Annotated in this window: 14 protein-coding genes; 12 read left to right on the top strand and 2 right to left on the bottom strand. The window is 69.5% G+C overall.

Annotated features, from left to right (window positions below):
- Nucleotides 1-31 precede the first annotated feature (31 nt).
- The 9 genes from QHF83_RS18030 (at nucleotide 32) to QHF83_RS17990 (ending at nucleotide 14,052) form a co-directional block, all read left to right on the top strand.
- Nucleotides 32-2,068, top strand: a complete 2,037-nt coding sequence (locus tag QHF83_RS18030) for a hypothetical protein (RefSeq protein ID WP_282419093.1) — start codon at nucleotides 32-34, stop codon at nucleotides 2,066-2,068.
- Nucleotides 2,069-2,198: 130 nt separating this feature from the next.
- Nucleotides 2,199-2,531, top strand: a complete 333-nt coding sequence (locus QHF83_RS18025) for a hypothetical protein (protein WP_282419092.1) — start codon at nucleotides 2,199-2,201, stop codon at nucleotides 2,529-2,531.
- 127 nt (nucleotides 2,532-2,658) lie between these two features.
- The gene (locus tag QHF83_RS18020) at nucleotides 2,659-3,945 is read left to right on the top strand and encodes a TolC family protein (protein ID WP_282419091.1); all 1,287 of its coding nucleotides are present in this window, start codon (nucleotides 2,659-2,661) and stop codon (nucleotides 3,943-3,945) included.
- A complete protein-coding gene (locus QHF83_RS18015; protein ID WP_282419090.1) occupies nucleotides 3,942-5,159 on the top strand; it encodes an efflux RND transporter periplasmic adaptor subunit in 1,218 nt (405 codons plus the stop codon). The genes QHF83_RS18020 and QHF83_RS18015 overlap by 4 nt, the downstream gene beginning before the upstream one ends.
- Nucleotides 5,159-8,260, top strand: a complete 3,102-nt coding sequence (locus QHF83_RS18010; protein WP_282419089.1) for a CusA/CzcA family heavy metal efflux RND transporter — start codon at nucleotides 5,159-5,161, stop codon at nucleotides 8,258-8,260. The genes QHF83_RS18015 and QHF83_RS18010 overlap by 1 nt, the downstream gene beginning before the upstream one ends.
- Nucleotides 8,261-8,332: 72 nt before the next feature.
- Nucleotides 8,333-8,848 (top strand): hypothetical protein, encoded by a 516-nt coding sequence (locus QHF83_RS18005; RefSeq protein WP_282419088.1) that lies wholly within the window; start codon nucleotides 8,333-8,335, stop codon nucleotides 8,846-8,848.
- A 7-nt stretch (nucleotides 8,849-8,855) separates the two neighbouring features.
- On the top strand, nucleotides 8,856-9,677 hold the full coding sequence (locus QHF83_RS18000; protein WP_282419087.1) for an undecaprenyl-diphosphate phosphatase: 822 nt from the start codon (nucleotides 8,856-8,858) through the stop codon (nucleotides 9,675-9,677).
- Nucleotides 9,678-9,732: 55 nt separating this feature from the next.
- Complete coding sequence (locus QHF83_RS17995; RefSeq protein WP_282419086.1) at nucleotides 9,733-12,849, top strand: hypothetical protein; 3,117 nt, start codon at nucleotides 9,733-9,735, stop codon at nucleotides 12,847-12,849.
- Nucleotides 12,850-12,915: 66 nt separating this feature from the next.
- Nucleotides 12,916-14,052: a deoxyhypusine synthase family protein gene (locus QHF83_RS17990; RefSeq protein WP_282419085.1), complete on the top strand. Its 1,137-nt coding sequence runs from the start codon at nucleotides 12,916-12,918 to the stop codon at nucleotides 14,050-14,052.
- Between the two features lie 324 nt (nucleotides 14,053-14,376).
- Here QHF83_RS17990 and QHF83_RS17985 read toward each other — a convergent pair whose 3' ends face one another.
- A complete protein-coding gene (locus tag QHF83_RS17985) occupies nucleotides 14,377-14,895 on the bottom strand; it encodes a TrmH family RNA methyltransferase (protein ID WP_282419084.1) in 519 nt (172 codons plus the stop codon).
- 3 nt (nucleotides 14,896-14,898) lie between these two features.
- Nucleotides 14,899-15,717 carry a PDZ domain-containing protein gene (locus QHF83_RS17980; protein WP_282419083.1) on the bottom strand — a complete coding sequence of 273 codons (819 nt, stop codon included), beginning with the start codon at nucleotides 15,715-15,717 and terminating at the stop codon, nucleotides 14,899-14,901.
- Nucleotides 15,718-15,988: 271 nt separating this feature from the next.
- Between QHF83_RS17980 and QHF83_RS17975 the strand changes: the two genes are divergently transcribed.
- Genes QHF83_RS17975 through QHF83_RS17965 form a run of 3 tightly spaced genes read left to right on the top strand, consistent with a single transcriptional unit; the run spans nucleotide 15,989 to nucleotide 18,456 of the window.
- Nucleotides 15,989-16,825: a class II glutamine amidotransferase gene (locus QHF83_RS17975; RefSeq protein ID WP_282419082.1), complete on the top strand. Its 837-nt coding sequence runs from the start codon at nucleotides 15,989-15,991 to the stop codon at nucleotides 16,823-16,825.
- A 1-nt stretch (nucleotide 16,826) separates the two neighbouring features.
- Nucleotides 16,827-17,486 (top strand): hypothetical protein, encoded by a 660-nt coding sequence (locus QHF83_RS17970; protein WP_282419081.1) that lies wholly within the window; start codon nucleotides 16,827-16,829, stop codon nucleotides 17,484-17,486.
- Nucleotides 17,487-17,538: 52 nt separating this feature from the next.
- Nucleotides 17,539-18,456 carry a patatin-like phospholipase family protein gene (locus QHF83_RS17965; RefSeq protein ID WP_282419080.1) on the top strand — a complete coding sequence of 306 codons (918 nt, stop codon included), beginning with the start codon at nucleotides 17,539-17,541 and terminating at the stop codon, nucleotides 18,454-18,456.
- The last annotated feature ends 210 nt before the right edge of the window (nucleotides 18,457-18,666 follow it).

Genomic DNA, 18,666 nt, shown 5'->3' with positions numbered 1-18,666 from the left:
CCCCCTCTACCTCGAGCCTGGAGCTTGCCGCATGCGTCGTCCTCTCACCCTCGCCGCCATCGCGATCCCCCTCGTCGCCGCCTTCTTCGCTGCCTGCGGCGGCGGATCGGGCAACGAAACCACCCAGGGCGCCGGCGCCGCGAGCAGCGGCGGATCGGGCGGCACCGGCGGCGCGGGCAGCGGCGGCGAGGGCCTCGGCGGCGACATCTTCGGCGACGGCGGCGTGGGTCAACTCGTATCGATCGACATCACGCCCAAGGACCTCGTGATCGAGGTCGTCAATGGGCAAATCCCGCCGCCCATCACCTACAAGGCGACCGGCATCACGAGCACGGGCAGCGTGGTCGACGTGGTTGGTTCGTGGACGTACGATCGCGGCGACATCGGCAGCATCGTCCCGGCGAACGGCGCGTTCACCGCGAGCGGCTTGCTCGGCGGCACGGGCAACGTGACGTTCGAGGCGGACGGCGTGAAAGGCTCGACCACGGCCACCGTAAAACTACGCTACCTCGACGATTCGCAGATGATCGATCCGAACGTCAAGGCCCAGTTCCCCACGGCCGTCGAGGCGGATCCGGCGCTCACGCTCCTTTATCCGTACGACAAGACGGTCTTCCCCCGCGGCCTGCTCGGGCCCACGATCCAGTGGAATGGCGGAAACGCGGGCGACGTTTATCACATTCACGTCAAGAGCCCCGCCTTCGAATACGAGACCTGGCGCGCGGTGCCGCCGCCCTCGCGCTTCGATTTCCCCAAGCTGCCCGACGACATCTGGCGCAAGCTCACCGACTCCACGAGCGGCGACGTGCAGGTCGACATCGCGCGCTTCGACGGGACGAAGGCCTACCTCGCGAAGACGCAGAGCTGGAAGATCGCCCCGGCGAACCTCGCTGGCACCATTTATTACTGGGAGGTCAACACGGGCAGCGTCGTGCGCATCAAGCCGGGCGATCTCGGGCCCGAGGCGTTCCTCACGCCGCCTCCGGGCGTCGGCTGCGTGGCCTGCCACAGCGTCTCGAAGGACGGCACGCGGCTCGTGGCCTCGTTCCACGGCGGCTATAGCCCCTGGGGCACGTTCGATACGGCCACGGGCACGTCGCTCTTCAACACGAATGCCTCGTCCGGCTTCCAGGCCATCTCGCCGAACGGCTCGCACGTGCTCTGGCGGCACTGGAACGACGGCGCCTTCAATTCGACGGGCTTCCTCTCGCTCAGCACGTACGACAGCGACGTCGAGCTCGCCCAGCTCAATCCGGGCGGCGGCGCGCCCTCGCATCCGGCCTGGTCGGGCGACGGCCAGAAAATCGCCTTCAGCATGCGCACGGACGGCAATGGGCTCGATTTCACCCAGTCGACGCTCTGGGTGACGGACGTGAACCTCGCGGTCCCGTCCTTCTCGAACACGAAGCAGATCGTGACGAACGACGCCGGAAGGCCCACGGTCACGTTCCCGACCTTCAGCCCCGACTCGAAATGGATCGCATTCGAGCGCTCGACGATGGCACGCTCGCGCGGCGCGCTGGCCGAGATCTGGCTGACGAACACGGACGGCTCGGTGGTCATCCCGCTCGACAACACGAACGGCATGGGCCACATCGAGGCCGAGCAGACGACGGCGAACTACGAGCCGACGTTCAATCCGTTCTCGCTGGGCGGTTATTTCTGGCTCGTCATCGTGTCCGAGCGCAAGTACGGCAACACCCTCACCGACACGAACCCGAACACGCGGCGCAAGCAGCTCTGGGTGACGGCGATCGACGCGAACCCGGTGGCCGGCCAGGATCCGAGCCACCCGGCGTTCTGGCTGCCCGGCCAGGGCCTCGACAACCAGAACATGCGCGGCGAATGGGCGAAGTCACCCTGCAAGCAGCTCGGCGAGGGTTGCAACGCCGGATTCGATTGCTGCGACGGCTTCTGCAAGCCCGACGCGCAGAGCGGCGCGCTCGTCTGCTCCGACCAGGCGCAGGGCTGCTCGAAGCTCGGCGAGGCCTGCATGACGGCCGCGAATTGCTGCGACCCGGACGCGAAATGTATTGGCGGGTTCTGCGCGTCCGACGGGCCGAAGTGAGGACGCGACCGAGCGTGCTCCCCGTTGCAACCGCGCCCGCGAGGGAGTAGTGTCAGGCAGGCGAGTGAAAACGGCCACCCTCCGACGTAGACGGTCCCCCCGAGGATCCCGCGCCCTGCGGATCCTCTTCGTGGCCGTCCGTTTGTTCGTGGCCCTCACCGCCTTCCAGATGACGGGGCTGCCGCATTTCGCCGTGGACGCCGTGGCCGCCATCCAGGGCGCCGAGGCGAGCGACCACCGGGACGACGACTGCCCGAACGAGAAAGACGGGCGCGAGTGCCCGCCAGGCTGCCCCGACTGCCACTGCACGCACCCGATGGGCGCGCTCCCGGTGCTCCCGTCACCCTTCCTGCTCGAGCTCCCGAGCGGCGCGGAGATCGCACTCGCGCCGTACGAAGCGTTCGCGCCCCCGAGGCCCGACCCCGCGGCCGTCTACCGACCTCCCAGACAGCCCCGCGCCTGATTCCCTGAACCCGTAAACGCGGGGGCGGAGGCGTTGTGTTCGCCTTTCGAGGCGCGCCGCCTGTCCGCCCTCTCCTGGGAAACCGTCGCGCGCGTCGTTTTGCGCGCGTGATGGAGGAGTTTGGCTCGTGAAACGGACGCGCTTCATCGCGGTCGCCGCCGTGGCGGCCGCTCATTTGTGTCATGCCATGGAAGCACACGCAGGGGCGCCTGCGTGCGCGACGACGATCACCCGCACCAACCTGATTCCGTGCGCGCTCGAAGGGAGCCTCACCGCGAAGGCGGAGCGCCAGGGCCTCGAAGCCACGAAGGGCCGGCAAGAGGCCGCAAGCCCCGTCTTTCCCTCGAATCCCGTGCTGGCCCTGTCGGGCGCGCGGCGAGAAGCCGCCGGCCAGGGTCCCGTCCTCAACTGGTACGCCACGATCTCGCAGGAGATCGAGATTGCAGGGCAGCGCGGGGCGAGACGACGCGCGGCCGAGGCCGAGAGGGAAGCGCAGGAGAAGGCCGTCGCCGTGACGGATCGCGAGGTCGCCGCCGCGGCGTGGCGAGCTTATTTCGAGACGCTCGCGGCCCGCGACGAGGTGCGCCTCTTTTCGCTGCTCGAATCTCTCACGACGAAGGTCGCGACGGCGACGCGCGCCGCGGCGGACAAGGGCCTCGTCTCCGGCATCGACGCGGACGTGGCCGAGGGGGCGCATGCGCGTGTCGTTCAGGATCGAATCGGCGCGGCGCGGCACGCCGAGCAGGCCAGAGCGACGCTCCGCCATGCGATGGGCCTCGATCCGCGCGGCGAGCTGGCCATCGAGGGCGAGCTCGCGCCGATCGCCGGGGTCGAGGCGTTCGCGGCGAAGCAAGACGCGCGCGCCGCCGACGAGCGGCCCGAGGTAAAGGCCCTCGAAGCCTCGGGGCGCGCCCACGAGGCGCGGGCGTCGATGTATCGGCGCGCCCGGATCCCGAATCCGACGCTCTCGGTGTTCGCGCAGAACGACGGCTTCAACGAGCGCGTCTTCGGCGTGGGTTTGTCCGTGCCAATCCCGCTGCCGCAGCCCGTGGGCCGCACGTATGCCGGCGAGATCGCCGAATCCGAGGCGCTGTCCCGACGCGCCCAGACCGAAGCCGAGCGAACACGTCTCGCGCTCCGGCTCGACCTCGCGAATGCACTCTCGGCCTACGCGGCCCTGCGCGCACAAAACGAGCTCTACACCGCCGAGCGGCTGGGCCGCGCCGAGCAGAGCCTCCGCGCGATCGCGCAGGAAATCGAGGCCGGTCGACTCGGGCCTCGCGACGCGATGACCTCGCAGCAAGCCCTCCTGGAGATACTGCGCGCCGGCTTCGAGACCCGGAAAAACCTCGCGCTCGGCTCCGTCGACCTCGCGCTGGCCTCCGGTTATCCGCTCGAGCGAGGGACGCCATGAAAAAGGGTATCCTTGGTTTGCTGGGGCTCTCGCTGCTGCTCGGCGCTTCGGGCTGCGAAAAACACAGGGCGGAAGAGGACCACGAAAAGAACGGGCACGCGAAGGAGGCACCCACGGCGAAAGCAGGCGAGCACGGCGAGCACGGCGAGCACGAGGAGCTCCCGCGACGCGTGACGTTGTCGCCTGCGGTGATCACGGACGCCCGCATTCGCACGGCGCCCGTCCGCACGGGGACCCTGGCCATCACGATCGCGCTGCCCGGCGCGATTGCCGCGGATCCGGATCGCTCGGCGCGCATCTCCTCGCCGGCGGAGGGAAAACTCGAGGAAGTGCATTTCAAGGAGGGCGCGGCCGTCAAAAAAGGCGACGTCCTCGCGGTGGTGCGGGTCCCCGAGCTCGGCAAGGTGCGCGGCGCGCAGGCGGCGGCCCAGGCCAAGGCCAAAGCGGCGCGCGAGAACGCGGCGCGGCTGAAGGCGCTCCTGGACAAACGGCTCACCTCGGAGCAAGCGGTCCTCGACGCGGAAGCCGAGGCCCGCGCGCTCTCGGTCGAAGCCGCGGCGCTCGGCGAACAGCTCGTCGCCATGGGCGCGGGTGCACAACGAGGCGCGCCGTTTTTGCTCACGCTTCGAGCGCCGATCGACGGCACGGTCCTCACGCGCGACGCCGTCGTCGGCCAGCCGGTGACCGCCGAGCACGTCCTCGGCAGCATCGCGGATCTGCGCGAAGTGTGGTTTCTGGGCCGCGTCTTCGAAAAAGACCTCGGGCGGCTGCGCGTCGGGGCCGGGGCCGAGGTGGAGCTCAATGCCTACCCGACCACGCGTTTTTCGGGCTCGCTCGAATACATCGGCCAGCAGATCGATCCCGTCGCCCGGACCGTGACGGCGCGCATTCATCTCCAGAACCGCGACGACATGCTGCGGATCGGGCTCTTCGGCATGGCCTACGTGGCGACCGGCGGCGACCAGGCCCGCGAGCCGCGCCTGCTCGTGCCGCGCTCGGCCGTCACCGAGATCGGCCAGAAAGCCGTGGTCTTCGTAAAACTCCCCGAGGAAGGGGCGTTCGAGATGCACGACGTCGTGCTCGGGGATTCCGCGCTCGGGACGGTCGAAGTGCTCTCGGGCCTCGGCGAGGGCGAAGAGGTCGTCGTCGAGGGCGTGTTCACGCTGAAGAGCGCGGTCCTCAAGGGCACGATCGACGAGGAGGGGCACCATTGATGGCCTTCCTCTCTGCGATCGTCGCGTGGTCGCTCGAGAACCGCGCGGTCGTCGTCGCCGCCACGCTCCTCTTTGCCCTGTTCGGCATTCGCTCGGCCACGCAATTGCCGATCGACGCCGTTCCCGACGTCACCAACGTGCAGGTGCAGGTGATCACGACGGCGCCTGCGCTCTCGCCGGTCGAGGTCGAGCAATACGTCTCGGTCCCGGTCGAGCGGGCCATGGCGGGCATCCCGAACACGACCGAGATCCGTTCGATCTCCAAGTATGGTTTGTCCGTGGTGACGGTCGTCTTCCGCGACGGCACGGACATCTACTTCGCGCGGCAGCTCGTGAACGAGCGCATGCGCGAGGCGCAGGAGGCCGTCCCCGCGCAATACGGCATGCCCGAAATGGGGCCCATCAGCAGCGGCCTCGGCGAGATCTACCAGTTCACCGTTCGCCACGACAAACTCACGTTGATGCAACTCGAAGAGCTGCTCGACTGGCAGATCGCTCCCGCGCTCCGCACGGTGCCCGGGATCGTCGAGGTGAACAGCTTCGGCGGCGAGGACAAACAATACCAGATCGTCCTCGACCCGAAGCGGCTCCAGGCGGCCGGGATCTCGGTCGCGCAGGTGATCGAGGCGCTCGAAAAGTCGAACGCCAACGCGGGCGGCGGATACATCGAGCACAACCGCGAGCAGTTCGTCATCGGCTCGGATGGGCTCGTGAAGAACCTCGATGATCTTCGCCGCGTCGTCATCGGCGCGACGTCGGACGGCGTGCCCGTCACGATGGATACCGTGGCCGACGTGCAATTCGGCCCGCGCCTGCGCAGGGGCGCGGCGTCGAAGAATGGCGAGGGCGAGGTGGTCGTCGGCGTGACGATGATGCTGCTCGGGGAGAACTCCCGCACCGTCACGCAGGCCGTCAAGGAGCGGATCGCGGCGATCCAGCCGTCGCTCCCCGAAGGCACGCGGATCGAGCCGTTTTACGACCGCTCCGTGCTCGTGAGTCGCACGATCGAGACCGTCGCGACGAACCTCGTCGAGGGCGCGCTCCTGGTCATCGGGATCCTGTTTCTCCTCCTCGGGGATCTCCGCGCGGGCCTCGTCGTCGCCCTCGTCATCCCCTTGTCGATGCTGTTCGCGATCACCGTCATGAACGCGGCACGTTTGTCCGGGAACCTGATGAGCCTCGGCGCGATCGATTTTGGGCTCATCGTGGATGGCGCCGTGATCATCGTCGAAAACGCCGTCCGGCGCCTGTCGGATCGGCAACTGGAAATCGGGCGCGTGCTCTCCGCCGAGGAGCGCGTGGATACCGTCCGCGAGGCCACGCTCGAAGTGCGATCGGCCAGCGTCTTCGGGGAAGCGATCATCGCCATCGTGTACCTGCCGATCCTGGCGCTCACGGGGATCGAGGGAAAACTCTTCCACCCCATGGCGCTTACCGTGCTGCTCGCCTTGCTCGGGGCGTTCATCCTCTCGCTGACGTTCGTCCCCGTCCTCGCGAGTTTCTTGATCCGCCCCACGAAGGGCGAGCACGAGACGTGGCTCTTGCGGAAAGCGCACACGCTTTATGTCCCGCTGCTGCGGCGAGCGATGCGGCGGCGATGGATCCCGCTCACGGCCGGCGTGCTCGCGCTCGCGGCGGCGGCCGCGGTGTTCACGCGGGTCGGCGCCGAGTTCGTGCCGCAGCTCGACGAGGGGGATCTCCTCGTCGAGGCGAGGCGTTTGCCCGGGATTGCGCTCAGTGAGTCCGTCGCGACGGACCTTCGCTTGCAGAAGGCGGTCAAAGAGGTCCCGGAGGTCGATTACGTCGTCAGCCGCACAGGGGCGCCGGAGCTCGCCGTCGATCCGATGGGCGTCGAACAATCCGACGTCTATGTCGGCCTCAAGCCGCGGGACGCATGGAGGCCTGGCATTGCCAAGGAGGACATCGCCAAGGAGATCGCGGAAGCCGTCGAGCACAAGGTGCCCGAGGTGGCGGGCGGCGTCTCGCAGCCCATTCAAATGCGCACGAACGAGCTCGTGGCAGGCGTGCGATCGGACGTGGCGGTCCTGCTTTATGGGCCCGATCTCGAAGTGCTCCGCACCCAGGGCGATCGCGTGGCCGAGATCGTCCGTAAAATCCCGGGCGCGGAGGACGTGCGGGTGGAGCAGGTTGCAGGCCTCTCGTACCTGCGTGTCATTCCCGATCGCGGAAAACTCGCGCGGTATGGCCTGACGGTGGCCGACGTGAACCAGATCGTCGAGACGATGGCCGTCGGCCACTCGACGGGCGAAGTGATGGAGGGAGAGCGTCGCTTCGGGATCGTGGTGAAGACGGGCCACGGCTTCACCGGTGAGCTCGACGCGCTGCGCGCGCTGCCATTGCGATCGGTCAGCGGGCAGATCGTGCCGCTCGGAGACGTCGCCGAGCTGAAATTCCTCACGGGGCCGGCGCAGGTGAGCCGCGAGAGCCAATCACGGCGCCTGACCGTGGAGTTCAACGTGCGAGGTCGGGATCTGCTCTCCGTCGTCGCGGAAGCGCAGGCGGCGGTGGAGCGAGGCGCGCGGCTGCCGACAGGGTATCGCGCCGTCTGGGGCGGACAGTTTGAGCATTACGAGGAGGCGAAGGCGCGGCTCTCGATCGTCGTGCCGCTCGCGCTCGCGCTCATCCTGTTCCTCTTGTGGTTCGCGTTCCGCTCCACGCGGGCCGCGCTCTTGATCTTCCTCGGCGTGCCGTTCGCGATCGTCGGCGGCGTCTTCGCCCTGTGGCTCCGCGGGATCCCGTTCTCGATCTCGGCCGGCGTGGGGTTCATCGCGCTGTTCGGCGTGGCCGTGCTGAACGGCCTCGTCCTCGTGTCGTTCGCGCGGCACCTGGAAGAGGGAGGCATGAATCACGCGGAGGCCATCGAGAAGGCCGCGGAGATGCGCCTGCGTCCCGTGCTCATGACGGCCCTCGTCGCGTCGCTCGGGTTCGTGCCGATGGCGCTCTCGACGGCGCCCGGCAGCGAGGTGCAGCGGCCCCTCGCGACGGTGGTGATCGGCGGGCTCTTGACGGCGACGTTGCTCACGCTCCTCGTGCTGCCCGTCGTGTACGCGTGGCTCGGACGGGAGCGCGCGCGGCCCTGACCGACCCAGGCCGCGTCTCGCCCGCGGGGAAACACGCGGAAAATCACCACGAACATGCTACGGTCGGGTCCCATGGCGCAACCCTTCGACGCGGAGCTCGAAGAGCTCGTCAGCAAGTTCTCCCGCGATTTGGCCGACCAGATCCGCGCGCTCATCCTCCGTCGGCTGGGGATCGAGCGCGCGCCCCAGACGCGCCCCGCCCCTCGGGCGACGTCGGTGAGGTCCGCGCCAGCCTCGGCGCCCGCCGCGCCCGCATCCTCCCGCACGAAGCGCGCGCCGAGCCGCGCCCCCGCCACGGTCCGCGCCCCCGTCTCCGAGCGCAGGCACGCCTCCCGGCCGACGACCGAGGAGCGCGCCGCGGCCATCGAGCGCATCGCCCGCATCGTGGGCAACGGCAGCGGCCTCAGCGTCGGCGAGATCGAGCGGCAATCCGGCTTCACCCGCTCCGCCGTCGGCTCCGCGCTGAAGGCGCTGAAGGATCAGGGGCGCATCTTCATGGGCGGCACGAAGCGCTTCGCCCGCTACGCGTCCACCCAGACCGCCGCCGATCAGGCCAGCCTCGAAGCCCGACGCGGCGCCGCGGCTTGACCCACGAATGACCTGGCTCGACGCCCTGCTCCTCGGCGCGCTCGAGGGCCTCACCGAGTTCCTGCCCGTCTCGTCGACCGGACACCTCATCCTGCTCGGCGCCCTTCTCGGCAAGCACGACGAGGTCGCGAAGACGCTCGACGTGGTGATCCAGCTCGGCGCCGTGGTCGCGGTCGTCGCGTATTACCGCGCCCGCCTCGCAACGCTCGCCCGCGGCTGCCTGCGCAAAGACCCCGCGAGCCTGCGCTTGCTCGCGGCGCTCGCCGTCGCGTTCCTCCCGGCCGCGCTCGTGGGCTTTCTGCTGCACGGCTTCATCAAGGAACGCCTCTTCGGCCCCGGGCCCGTGGGGCTCGCGCTCATCGTCGGCGGCATCGTGATGACCGGCGTCGACACCTGGCGGCAGAGGAGCGGCGCGGACGCGAGCGCGGACGACGACGCGGAGCTCGGATCCATCACGCTCGGCCGCGCCGCGGTGATCGGCCTCTTTCAGTGCTTCGCGCTCTGGCCCGGCGCGTCGCGCTCCATGACCACGATCGTCGGCGGCCAGCTCGCCGGGCTCCGCACCAAGGCCGCGGCCGACTTCTCGTTCCTGCTCGCCATCCCCACGCTCGGCGCGGCGACCGTGTACGACCTCGCCAAGGGCGGCGCGGCGCTCCTCGCGTCCCCCTCCGGCCCGCTCTCGCTCGCCGTGGGCCTCGCGGCCTCGTTCGTCGTCGCGTGGCTCGTGATCGCTGCATTCCTGCGGTACCTCACGCGCTTCGGCCTCGCGCCGTTCGGCCTCTACCGCATCGTTCTCGGGGCGCTCGTCCTCTGGATCGCGCGGGCTTGAGCCGAACGAAAGAGCGCTTCATTTCGAGATCACGAGTCGATAGAGTGCGCGCCTCATGAAGAGGTCCCTGCTCCGCCGGACGAGCGCCGGTTCCTCGCTCGTCGCGCTCGCCGCGCTCGCGTCCGCCGTGGCCGCCGCCTGCTCGTCCACGCCGCCGCCGCCCAAGCCCATCGCCAAGCCCACGCCGCCGCCCCCGATGGTGGCCGCGCCCGCGCCCCTGCCGCCGTCGCGCTGGGTGTCCGCGGGCGGCGCGACCGAGGTGGGCCCGAAGCTCGACGCGGGCACGCTCGTCCTCGTCGGCGGGCGCCGCGCGATCGTGGGCAAGGACGGCTCCGTGAAGGCCGAGACCGCGCCCTCGCCCGAACCGCTCGAAGAGGTGGTCGAGATCCCGATGCCGAACGGCGGTCGCCGCCTCGTGGCCCGGGGTCATCGCGGGATCTACCGGCTCGACGATCCGCTCGGCGCCCCGAAGCCCCTCGCCCAATCGGAGCAGGACATCCGCGGGATCGGCGCGTACATGGGCCTCGTCGCGGTGTGGACCTTCGGCGCCGACATGCCTCGCTTCGTCGACGTGGAGACGGGGCGCCTCAAGCCCGTGACCACGCTGCCGCCCTTGCCTCTGCGCTCGGTCGCGTTCCGCGACGCCAAGGAAGGCGCGGGCCTCTTCGACGGCGTGGGGGTCGCGGTCACGGCCGACGGGGGCGCGACGTGGAAGCGCGTGACCGAGGACGTGAAGGGCGACGCGCTCCGCGTGTTCGAGCTCGCGGTGCGGGACGGCATGATCCGCGCGTTCGTGTACGACGAGGGTCGCGACGCGCCGATCGACGTGGCGCAGGCGCGCCTCGGGCGGCTCGCGGATCACACGCCCAAGGACGACGATCCGGCGCTCGTGAAGTGGATCCGCGCGACGCACCGCGATCCTTTGGCCGCCGCGGCTGCGTCGGGCGTGCTGTTGCCCGACGGCGGGGCGATCGTGGCGAGCCACGGCATGCTCGCGCGCGTCGACACGAAGACGGGCATGGTCACGGCGGCCGCGGAGTTCGCGCGCGGCGACGGGCTCGGCGCGTGTGGCATGAGCCGCGCCGGCAAGAGCGCGTGGATGGCCTGCTCGCTCAGCGAGGAGATGGGCGGCGATCGGTACGATCCGTACGGCGTGATGCGCGTCTCGCTCGAAGGCGGCTCCTTGAAGCCGGAGCGCCCCGCGCTCATCCGCAGCGGCGAGGCCGAGCTCCGCACCTCGCCGAGCGGCGGCGTCCTTTTGCTCGGCCCCTGCAGCGCGGACGACGAGGGCGAGGTCTGCGCGCGCCAGCCGGACGGCCGCTGGCTCACGATGCGCGGCGAGATCGACCTGTTTCCGCGCGGCGCCGGCCCACTCTCCGACGGCCGCATCGCGTTCGTGCGCAACCTCTGGGAGGGCGACGTGCCCGAGTCCGAGCGCCGCGACGACGAAGAAGCGGCGCGCGAGGAGGAGGAGGAAGAGAGCGAGGGGTCGCGCGAGGACGAGGTCGATCGCGAGGACAAACCCATCCCCGAGCACAAGCGCGTCTACGTCGCCGCGCTCGGCGAGGGCGGCAAGGAGGAGCGCATCGCCACGCTCCATTTCCAGCCGATCGGCGAGCTCCGCGTGATCAGCGCGATCGAGGAGGACGACGAGCACACGCTCTCCTTCGTGATCGCGGACGACGAAGGGGTCTACGCGGTGTCGCAGCCGACGGGCTCGGGCAAGGAGGCGCGCAAGCCGCATCGGATCCAGGGCGCGTCGAGCGCGCGCATCCGCGGCGGGCGCGGCATCGCGGTCGGCGACGACGGGATCAGCGCGTCGAGCGACGGCGGCAGGACGTGGCAGGGCGTGCCGTTGCCCGAGAGCGTACGCTCGTCGCTCCCCGACGTGACCGGCTTGCTCGACGATCCCACGGTGTTCAGCACGTCCGAGGTCGGCATGATGCTCGACCGGCACGTGCGCATCGGCTGGGGCGCCGAGGAGCCGCGCGAAGATCGCGCCGAGCCTCCGTTCGACGTGACGATCCCGCGCGCCGAGACGAACTACGGCGCGGGCGCGGAGCGCGTGCTCGCGTGCAACACCGAGGGCCCGATCCAGGCCACGGCGCCGCTCACGAGCTCGAGCTTCATCGTGCAGCTCCTCGGCAAGAAGGGCGCGGCCCCCAAAGGCACGCGCAGGGCGCAGAGGACGGCGCCCACGGCGCGCAACGGGCTCATGGATGTGATCGCGCTCCTGGAAGAAGAGGGACCGGACAAACCCGGATCGGAGCCGGCGAAGTGGACGCTCTCGTGGCACGACGCGGGCGAGCTCGGCGGCAAGGTGCGCTCGTGGAGCGGCCCGCCGCCGAAGGGCACGGGCTGGGGCACGGAGCTCCGCGCGGCGGCGGGCTCGGGCGCGCGGGCGCTCTTCACGTTGCGCGTGGGCAGCTCGAAGAACGTGCTCGTCCGCACGAAGGCCGGCGGCGGCGTGGAGACGGCCGAGGTCGGCTACGATCTCTTGCCGTCGAACGAGGTCGTGTTCGGCGCGGACAAGGGCGAGCCGATCGCGTGGATGCGCGACACGGCGCTCGTCGTGTGGATCTCGGGCGAGGCGCCGCGGATCATCGGTCACGTGGCGGCGCGGAGCACGCGCACGCTCGGCGAGCCGACGAAAGATGGCGTGCCGATCCTTTTGAGCTCGTACGACTGGAGCGCGATGCGGGTCTTCCCGATCCCGCCGCCCGAGAAGAAGGGCGCGCCCGCGCCGCTGCCGCTCGTCCCGACGCTCGAGGGCTGGTCGACCGTGCCGAACATCCGCAACCAGATCGGCAAGCTCGCGCCGTGCGCGGCCAAGCCCAAGGCAGGCGTGCGGTTCTTCGTGACGCGCGGGTATGCCCGGGCTGCCGTGGACGGAGCGAACGGCTCGCTCGCCTCGGCGCTTTATGACGTGCGTCTCTCGGGCAACGACGCCTGCATCGCGCAGGTGTCCACGCTCTACGCGCCGGATCGAGCGTCGGCGCGCCCGACGCCCCCGCCGCCGACGACCGGCAAGGGCGCGGTGCCCGCGAAGAAGGGCCCGATCACGTTCGTCCGGGCAGATTTCCTGGGCAAGAAGGCCGAGGGCGGCGATCGCGGTCTGCCCGCGAAGGACCAGGTCTTCAAGCTCTCCTGCGCGCTCGAAGAGCGGAAGTAAGGAAAGGCCGGCCGGTCACGGGTCTCCGTGGTACGGAAGGCCCGTCCTCCAAAGGAGGTGTTCGTCATGTCCGATCGCCATCCTCACCATCACCACGAGCCACCGCGCGCCGTCCGGGACCTGAGCGACGGCGTCGAGGACCAGCTCGTGCCGCTCACGGCGCTGGATCCCCTGCAGATCAATAGCTTCGACGATCTCGTCACGGCCATGGGTCGCACGGCCTTCAGCGGCCGCTCGCTCGGCGAGGCATGTGACGTGCTGACGGAGATGACGCTCGATCCGGAGTGCCTGATCGTCGCGACGTTCTCCGGCGCGATGACGGTCGCGAAGATGGGCCTCGTCATCGTCCGCATGATCGAGGCAGGGATGATCCACGCGATCATCTCGACGGGCGCGCTCATGGCGCACGGTCTCAGCGAGGCCGTGGGGCTCACGCACTACAAGGCGAACCCGAACGTGCCGGACGAGGCGCTCTTCCAGAAGGGCTACAACCGCGTCTACGACACGCTCGAGATGGAGAAGAACCTCAACACGATCGACGAGTTCGTCCGGGCACAGCTCGACAAGCTCGACCCGAACGTGCCGTGGTCGAGCGAGATGATCTGCCGCCAGCTCGGCAAGGCGCTCGCGGAGATGGGCGACTCGCCGGGCATCCTGCGCAGCGCCTACCTGCACAACGTGCCCGTCTACGTCCCAGCCTTCACGGACAGCGAGATGGGTCTCGACGTGGCGGTGTGGAAGCTCCGGCAGATCCACGCCCAGCACGGCAACGACCCGAACTTCGATCCGTTCAAGCACGCGGCCCCGCCGGCCTACAACCCGTTCCTCGATCTGCTGAGCTACGCGAAGCTCATCGGGACGAAGAAGAAGCTCGGCATCTTCACGATCGGCGGCGGCGTGCCGCGCAACTGGGCGCAGCAAGTCGGGCCGTTCTACGACATCGTGGGCCACCGGCTCGGCGTGGAAGTCGAGCACCCGCGCTTCCAGTACGGCGTGCGCATCTGCCCCGAGCCCGTGCACTGGGGCGGGCTCTCGGGCTGCACCTACTCGGAGGGCGTGAGCTGGGGCAAGTTCGTCCCGCCGAACGAGGGCGGCCGCTACGCCGAGGTCTACGCAGACGCGACAGTCGCATGGCCGCTCATCGTGCGCGCAGTGCTGGAGCGGCTGGAGAAGCGCCGCGGGAAAGCCGCCGAGGCCAAGTAGGGGCCGCCGCGCTGGGGCTTCGCCCCAGGCCCCACCAGGGGTTGTCCACCCCTGGACCCGGACCAGCGCAAGCGCTGGACCCGGGGTCGATGAACTGCGCGATGCGCAGTTCATCGAACAGGCCGAAGCAAGACCGGCAGGCGACGCTGCCAACCAAGACAGCCGCGCTGCCCTTTCGATGGGCGACGCGGTCCAACGGGCCCGTTGGAAGAACTGCGCGGAGCGCAGTTCTTCCACCCCGAGTCCAGGGCTTGCACTGGTCCGGGTCGAGGGGCGGATAGCCCCCGCGGGGTCCGGGGCAGCGCCCCGGCGCGACGTCCCAAGCTAGGGAGACCGTTTTCCCCGCGGATCTTTCCGCCGCGCCCACTCGCACATCACCATGCCTGCGGCGATCGCCACGGGATACGAGTGGTTGATCCCGTACATCGGAATCGCGAGGACCTCGCTGCACGCGCTGAGCAGCGTGTCCGAGAGCCCGTCGTTCTCGCTGCCGAACAGGAACACGAGGCCGTCCGGCATCTCCGCTTCCCACAGCGTCGTGCGCGCGTGATCTCGCTCGACGCCGATCAGCGGGCGACCACGCACGGCTTCGAGGAAGGCCTGCTCGTCGGGGCACTCGACGATCGTCTCGTACTTCGCCATCCCCATCGCGGCGCGCTCGTACCAGGGCTCCGTGCCCACGAGAAAGATCTCGCTGACCAGGAACGAGTGCGCCGTGCGGATGATCGCTCCGATGTTGAACGGGTTTTTCGCGCGGCAGACGGCGATCGAGAACGGGTGCCGGATCGGCGCGAGCTCCTCGCGGATCTCCTCGGTCGACAGGTGGAATGCAGGGACCTTCACGGATCAGTCGACTTGCCCGAACTCGGCGAACGTCGGGTAGATGGGCCCCTCGCGCAAGGTCACGCTCGCCGTCGCCCCGTCCGGGTGCCGCAGCACCACGGGCAGGCCGTCCGAGGGGATCGAGTTGAACGCGCTCCGCACCGCGTTGCTGCTCATCGTCTTCACGTCTTTGCCGTTGATTTGCACGACCTCGTCGCCCGGCTGCGCGCCCGCGCGCTCGGCCGGGCTGCCGCCGATCAGGCGCGTGAGGAAGCACGTGTCCGTGCGCAGCTCGAACCAGAGCCCGAGCCCGAACATCGCGTGCGCGCGCTCGTAGGCGAGGACGATCTCGCCGGCGCCTGGCACGTCGAGCCGGATGCGATCGCCGAGCACGAGGTCCTCGGTCGGGCGGAAGTCCTTCACGCCGATCGGCTTGTCCGTGACGGTGTTCGCGTCCCAGATCTCCACGCGCATCTTGTCTGCGGACGAGACCTGGAAGTTGCCGCGGGGCGAATCGTCCCAGCTCGGCTCGAGCGTCTCGTTCTTCGGGTTCGTCCGCAGGACCTCTTGATCGTTGATGTAGAGCTTGGCGTAGGGATCCGGCAGCTTGCCGATGGCCTGCTTCCACGTCCTGCCGTCGCGCATCGAGTCCTTGATCGTCCCGGAGACGAGGCGGATCCAGCGCAGATCGTCGGGCGGCGGCGGATCGAGCGCCTGCTCGGCGGTGATCTTGCGGATGTTGGTCCCGATCTCGGGATACAGCGCGACGCATCCGGCCTGGAGCGTCGCGGCGGCGAGGGCGCTCGCGAGCACGAGCGCGGAGGCGAGTCTTTTCGTGTTCATCGCGGAGAGGAAGTTCGAGGCGGCGTCGCGGAAGCGTCCCAGGCACCCTGGCCAAGGACGACGCTCCTGTCTATCAGAGATCGAAGGGCGCTGCGGGAGCCCCCGACGGCGGTGCCCTGCCTCTCCCCACGGCGTTCGGGCTCGCGGCCCGAATGCCGGCCGGCAAGCGAAGCTGTGACTTGCCCGGACGCCTCCGTTTCATCACAAAAAGGGGAGCAGGCTCCGTCCATCCCCACGTTCTCACCGCGCCTCGGAGAGGGAAGGGAACACCATGGCTCGTCTCGTCGGCTTCGTCGGCAACCGTCCGGACCTCGGGGCACGAGTCCTCGAGCTCGAAGCGCGTCACCTCGTGGTGCACAAGCAGCCCGATCGCATCCCGGGCTGGGGTGTCGGCTTCTACCAGGGTGGCGAGATCCTCTTGAAACGCCGCCCCATCGACGATCGTCCCCAGATCAACATCGCCGAGATGACCCAGGGCCTGCGCGCCGACACGTTGATCGCGCACGTGCGGCTCGGGACCGTCGGCGGCTCGCGCACGGAGAACACGCATCCGTTCCGCTACCGGCAGTGGCTCTTCGCGCACACCGGCACGATCGAGGCGTTCTCCACGCTGCGCGGCCGCCTCTCGGACTCGCTGCCGCAGTTCCTGCAGCGCGACGTTCGGGGCGAGACGGACAGCGAGCTGCTCTTTCACCTGTTCCTCTCGTTCCTCCACGACGCCGGCGTCCTCGAACGTCAGGACGTACCGCCGGAGGCCGCGCGCAGCGCGCTTCGTTCGAGCATCGCGCTCGTCGACGGGCTCTCGGCCGAGGAGGGCAAGGGCCCGAGCCGCATGAACCTGCTCGTCGCGGCCCCCGACTACGTCATCGCCATGCATGGAGGCGGCCGCATGGTTTGCCGCGTTTTCCAGGGCGCCTCGGACCTCGAGCGGATTCTCGGCGACGGCGGCCTCGGGCGCATGCGCCTGCCCGACTTCGCTTCGTGCCGCCTCTCGATCCTCGCCTCCGACTTCGACGACGACCGGACGCCGCCCGGATGGACGGCCGTCCAGGACCGTGCGATCGTCACGCTCACCCGCACGGATGAGCCTCTCGTCGAGCCGATCTGACTTGCCAAAAAACACGCGCGCCGCCGCGGCGGCATGCGCGCTCCTTCTCGTGGGCCTCCTCGGCTGTGGGGGCGCGGGGGCACCCCAGTTCGCCACGACCTCGGAGCTGCCCGAGGGATCTCGCAGGCCGGACGGCGTGGCCGTGGATCCGGCGAGCGCGCCGCCGCGAGCCAGGGACGTCGCGAACGCGGGAGCGGGGCTCGTCACGCTGCGCACGCCGCTCGGGACGGAGGCCGTTCTTACGACGGTGAACGGGTTTTTCCGGGGGATCGTGAGCGAGGACATGGAGGCGCTCGAAGCGCTCTTCACGCGAGACGCGCTGTCGATCAGCACGACCTACGGCCCGAGCAACGCGCCCTCGGCGCCGCTCTTCTGGACGCAGCGCATGCGCCGGCTCGACTACACGAAGCTCGCGGGCGAAGTCGTCTTCCGCGAGGCCGAGCTCGAGGTGTACCGCGCCGAGGATGCGCTCACGTCCTCGCCGCACCCGGCGATCCGCGTCGAGGCGCTCTCGGCGGGGGACGTCGTGGTGCGCGTGCCGATCGCAACGTCGCGCGTGGGTTCGGATCGGCTGCTCGGCGACGAGGTCGTGCTCTGGCTGCGCCGCGAGGGTGAGCGATACCGGATCTACCGGATTGTCGAAGATTTTCAGATGCCTTGAGAACCTGGCACCCGGTTTGCCCGACCTCGCTCGGGTGGCCACAATGCCGACCATGAGTCGCCTCAAGGTCGCGTTCGTGGGGTCGGGCGGGGCCGTACGAGGTCTCGCCCACCTCGGGGTCCTCAAGGCCTGCGAGGAGCTCGGGGTCTTGCCGGAGATCTACGTGGGCACGAGCTCAGGCGCGCTCGTCTCCGCGACCTATGGCCAGGACATCCCGCTCGATGTCCTGCTCGACGCGTACCGCCTCCCATGGCGCCGCCGTCATCGCGGACCTCGGTTGTTCCCGTCGACGTTCCTCGGCCTGCCGAGGCCCCAGGAGCTGCTCGACCCGGGCCATCTCGTCTCGGGGATCTTCTCGGCCGACCGGCTGGAGACGTACCTCTCGAGGTTCTTGCCCATCAATGATTTCCGCAAGCTCCCGAACCCCGTGTTCGTGACCGCGGTGGACATCGACACGGGCGAGCGCGTGGTGTTCGGGCCCGGCTACGACGAGACGACGCCCATCAGTCGAGCCGTCGCAGCGAGCTGCTGCGTGCCCGGGTTCTTCCGCCCCTTCCGCATCGGCGAGCGGTACTTCGTGAACGGCGAGGTCGCACGCACGCTCTCGGCGGACATCGCGATCGCGGCGGGTGCAGACGTGGTGATCATCTCGAACGTGTACAAGCCGGAGCGCGTGCGCGAAGGGCGGCGCAGCCTGGCCCGGCGCGGCCCCTTCCCCGTCCTGCGGCAGTCCCTCAGCGTGCTGCTCACGGAAAAGGAGCGGCAAGGCGTGGAGCTCTACGGAAAACTCCACCCCCACGTCACGTTCCTCGACATCGCGCCGGAGCTCGGTCCCTTCAGCTACCTGAACCGCTTCGCAGTGCGCTCCCTCGTGCTGCGGGGATATCGGCAAGCGCTGCGCGTACTGGCCGATGCGAAGGAGAAGGGCCTGTTCGACCGGTCGAGCAAGCTCGCGCGTCCGTTGAACTGAGCCTCGTTGGGGGCGCCGCGCCGGGGCGCTGCCCCGGACCCCGCGGGGGCTATCCGCCCCTCGACCCGGACCAGGGCAAGCCCTGGACTCGGGGCGGAAGAACTGCGCGATGCGCAGTTCTTCCGACGGGCCCGTGGCAAGACCAGCGACAGCGTTGCCGGTCGCGGCGGTCTTGGTTGGCGGCGTCGTTCCTGGTCTTGCCTCGACCTG

This window comes from Polyangium sp. 15x6 (assembly GCF_029960785.1).
GTDB lineage: Bacteria > Myxococcota_A > Polyangia > Polyangiales > Polyangiaceae > Polyangium.
This window is presented reverse-complemented; position numbering and strand designations above follow the sequence as displayed.

What these genes read in the sequence shown, in the direction of transcription:
- QHF83_RS17975 (WP_282419082.1), top strand. Translation starts at nt 15,989, where the DNA reads ATGGCTCGTCTCGTCGGCTTCGTCGGCAACCGTCCGGACCTCGGGGCA.
- QHF83_RS17995 (WP_282419086.1), top strand. Translation starts at nt 9,733, where the DNA reads ATGAAGAGGTCCCTGCTCCGCCGGACGAGCGCCGGTTCCTCGCTCGTC.
- QHF83_RS18005 (WP_282419088.1), top strand. Translation starts at nt 8,333, where the DNA reads ATGGCGCAACCCTTCGACGCGGAGCTCGAAGAGCTCGTCAGCAAGTTC.
- QHF83_RS18030 (WP_282419093.1), top strand. Translation starts at nt 32, where the DNA reads ATGCGTCGTCCTCTCACCCTCGCCGCCATCGCGATCCCCCTCGTCGCC.
- QHF83_RS18015 (WP_282419090.1), top strand. Translation starts at nt 3,942, where the DNA reads ATGAAAAAGGGTATCCTTGGTTTGCTGGGGCTCTCGCTGCTGCTCGGC.
- QHF83_RS17965 (WP_282419080.1), top strand. Translation starts at nt 17,539, where the DNA reads ATGAGTCGCCTCAAGGTCGCGTTCGTGGGGTCGGGCGGGGCCGTACGA.
- QHF83_RS17990 (WP_282419085.1), top strand. Translation starts at nt 12,916, where the DNA reads ATGTCCGATCGCCATCCTCACCATCACCACGAGCCACCGCGCGCCGTC.
- QHF83_RS18000 (WP_282419087.1), top strand. Translation starts at nt 8,856, where the DNA reads ATGACCTGGCTCGACGCCCTGCTCCTCGGCGCGCTCGAGGGCCTCACC.
- QHF83_RS18010 (WP_282419089.1), top strand. Translation starts at nt 5,159, where the DNA reads ATGGCCTTCCTCTCTGCGATCGTCGCGTGGTCGCTCGAGAACCGCGCG.
- QHF83_RS17980 (WP_282419083.1), bottom strand. Translation starts at nt 15,717, where the DNA reads ATGAACACGAAAAGACTCGCCTCCGCGCTCGTGCTCGCGAGCGCCCTC.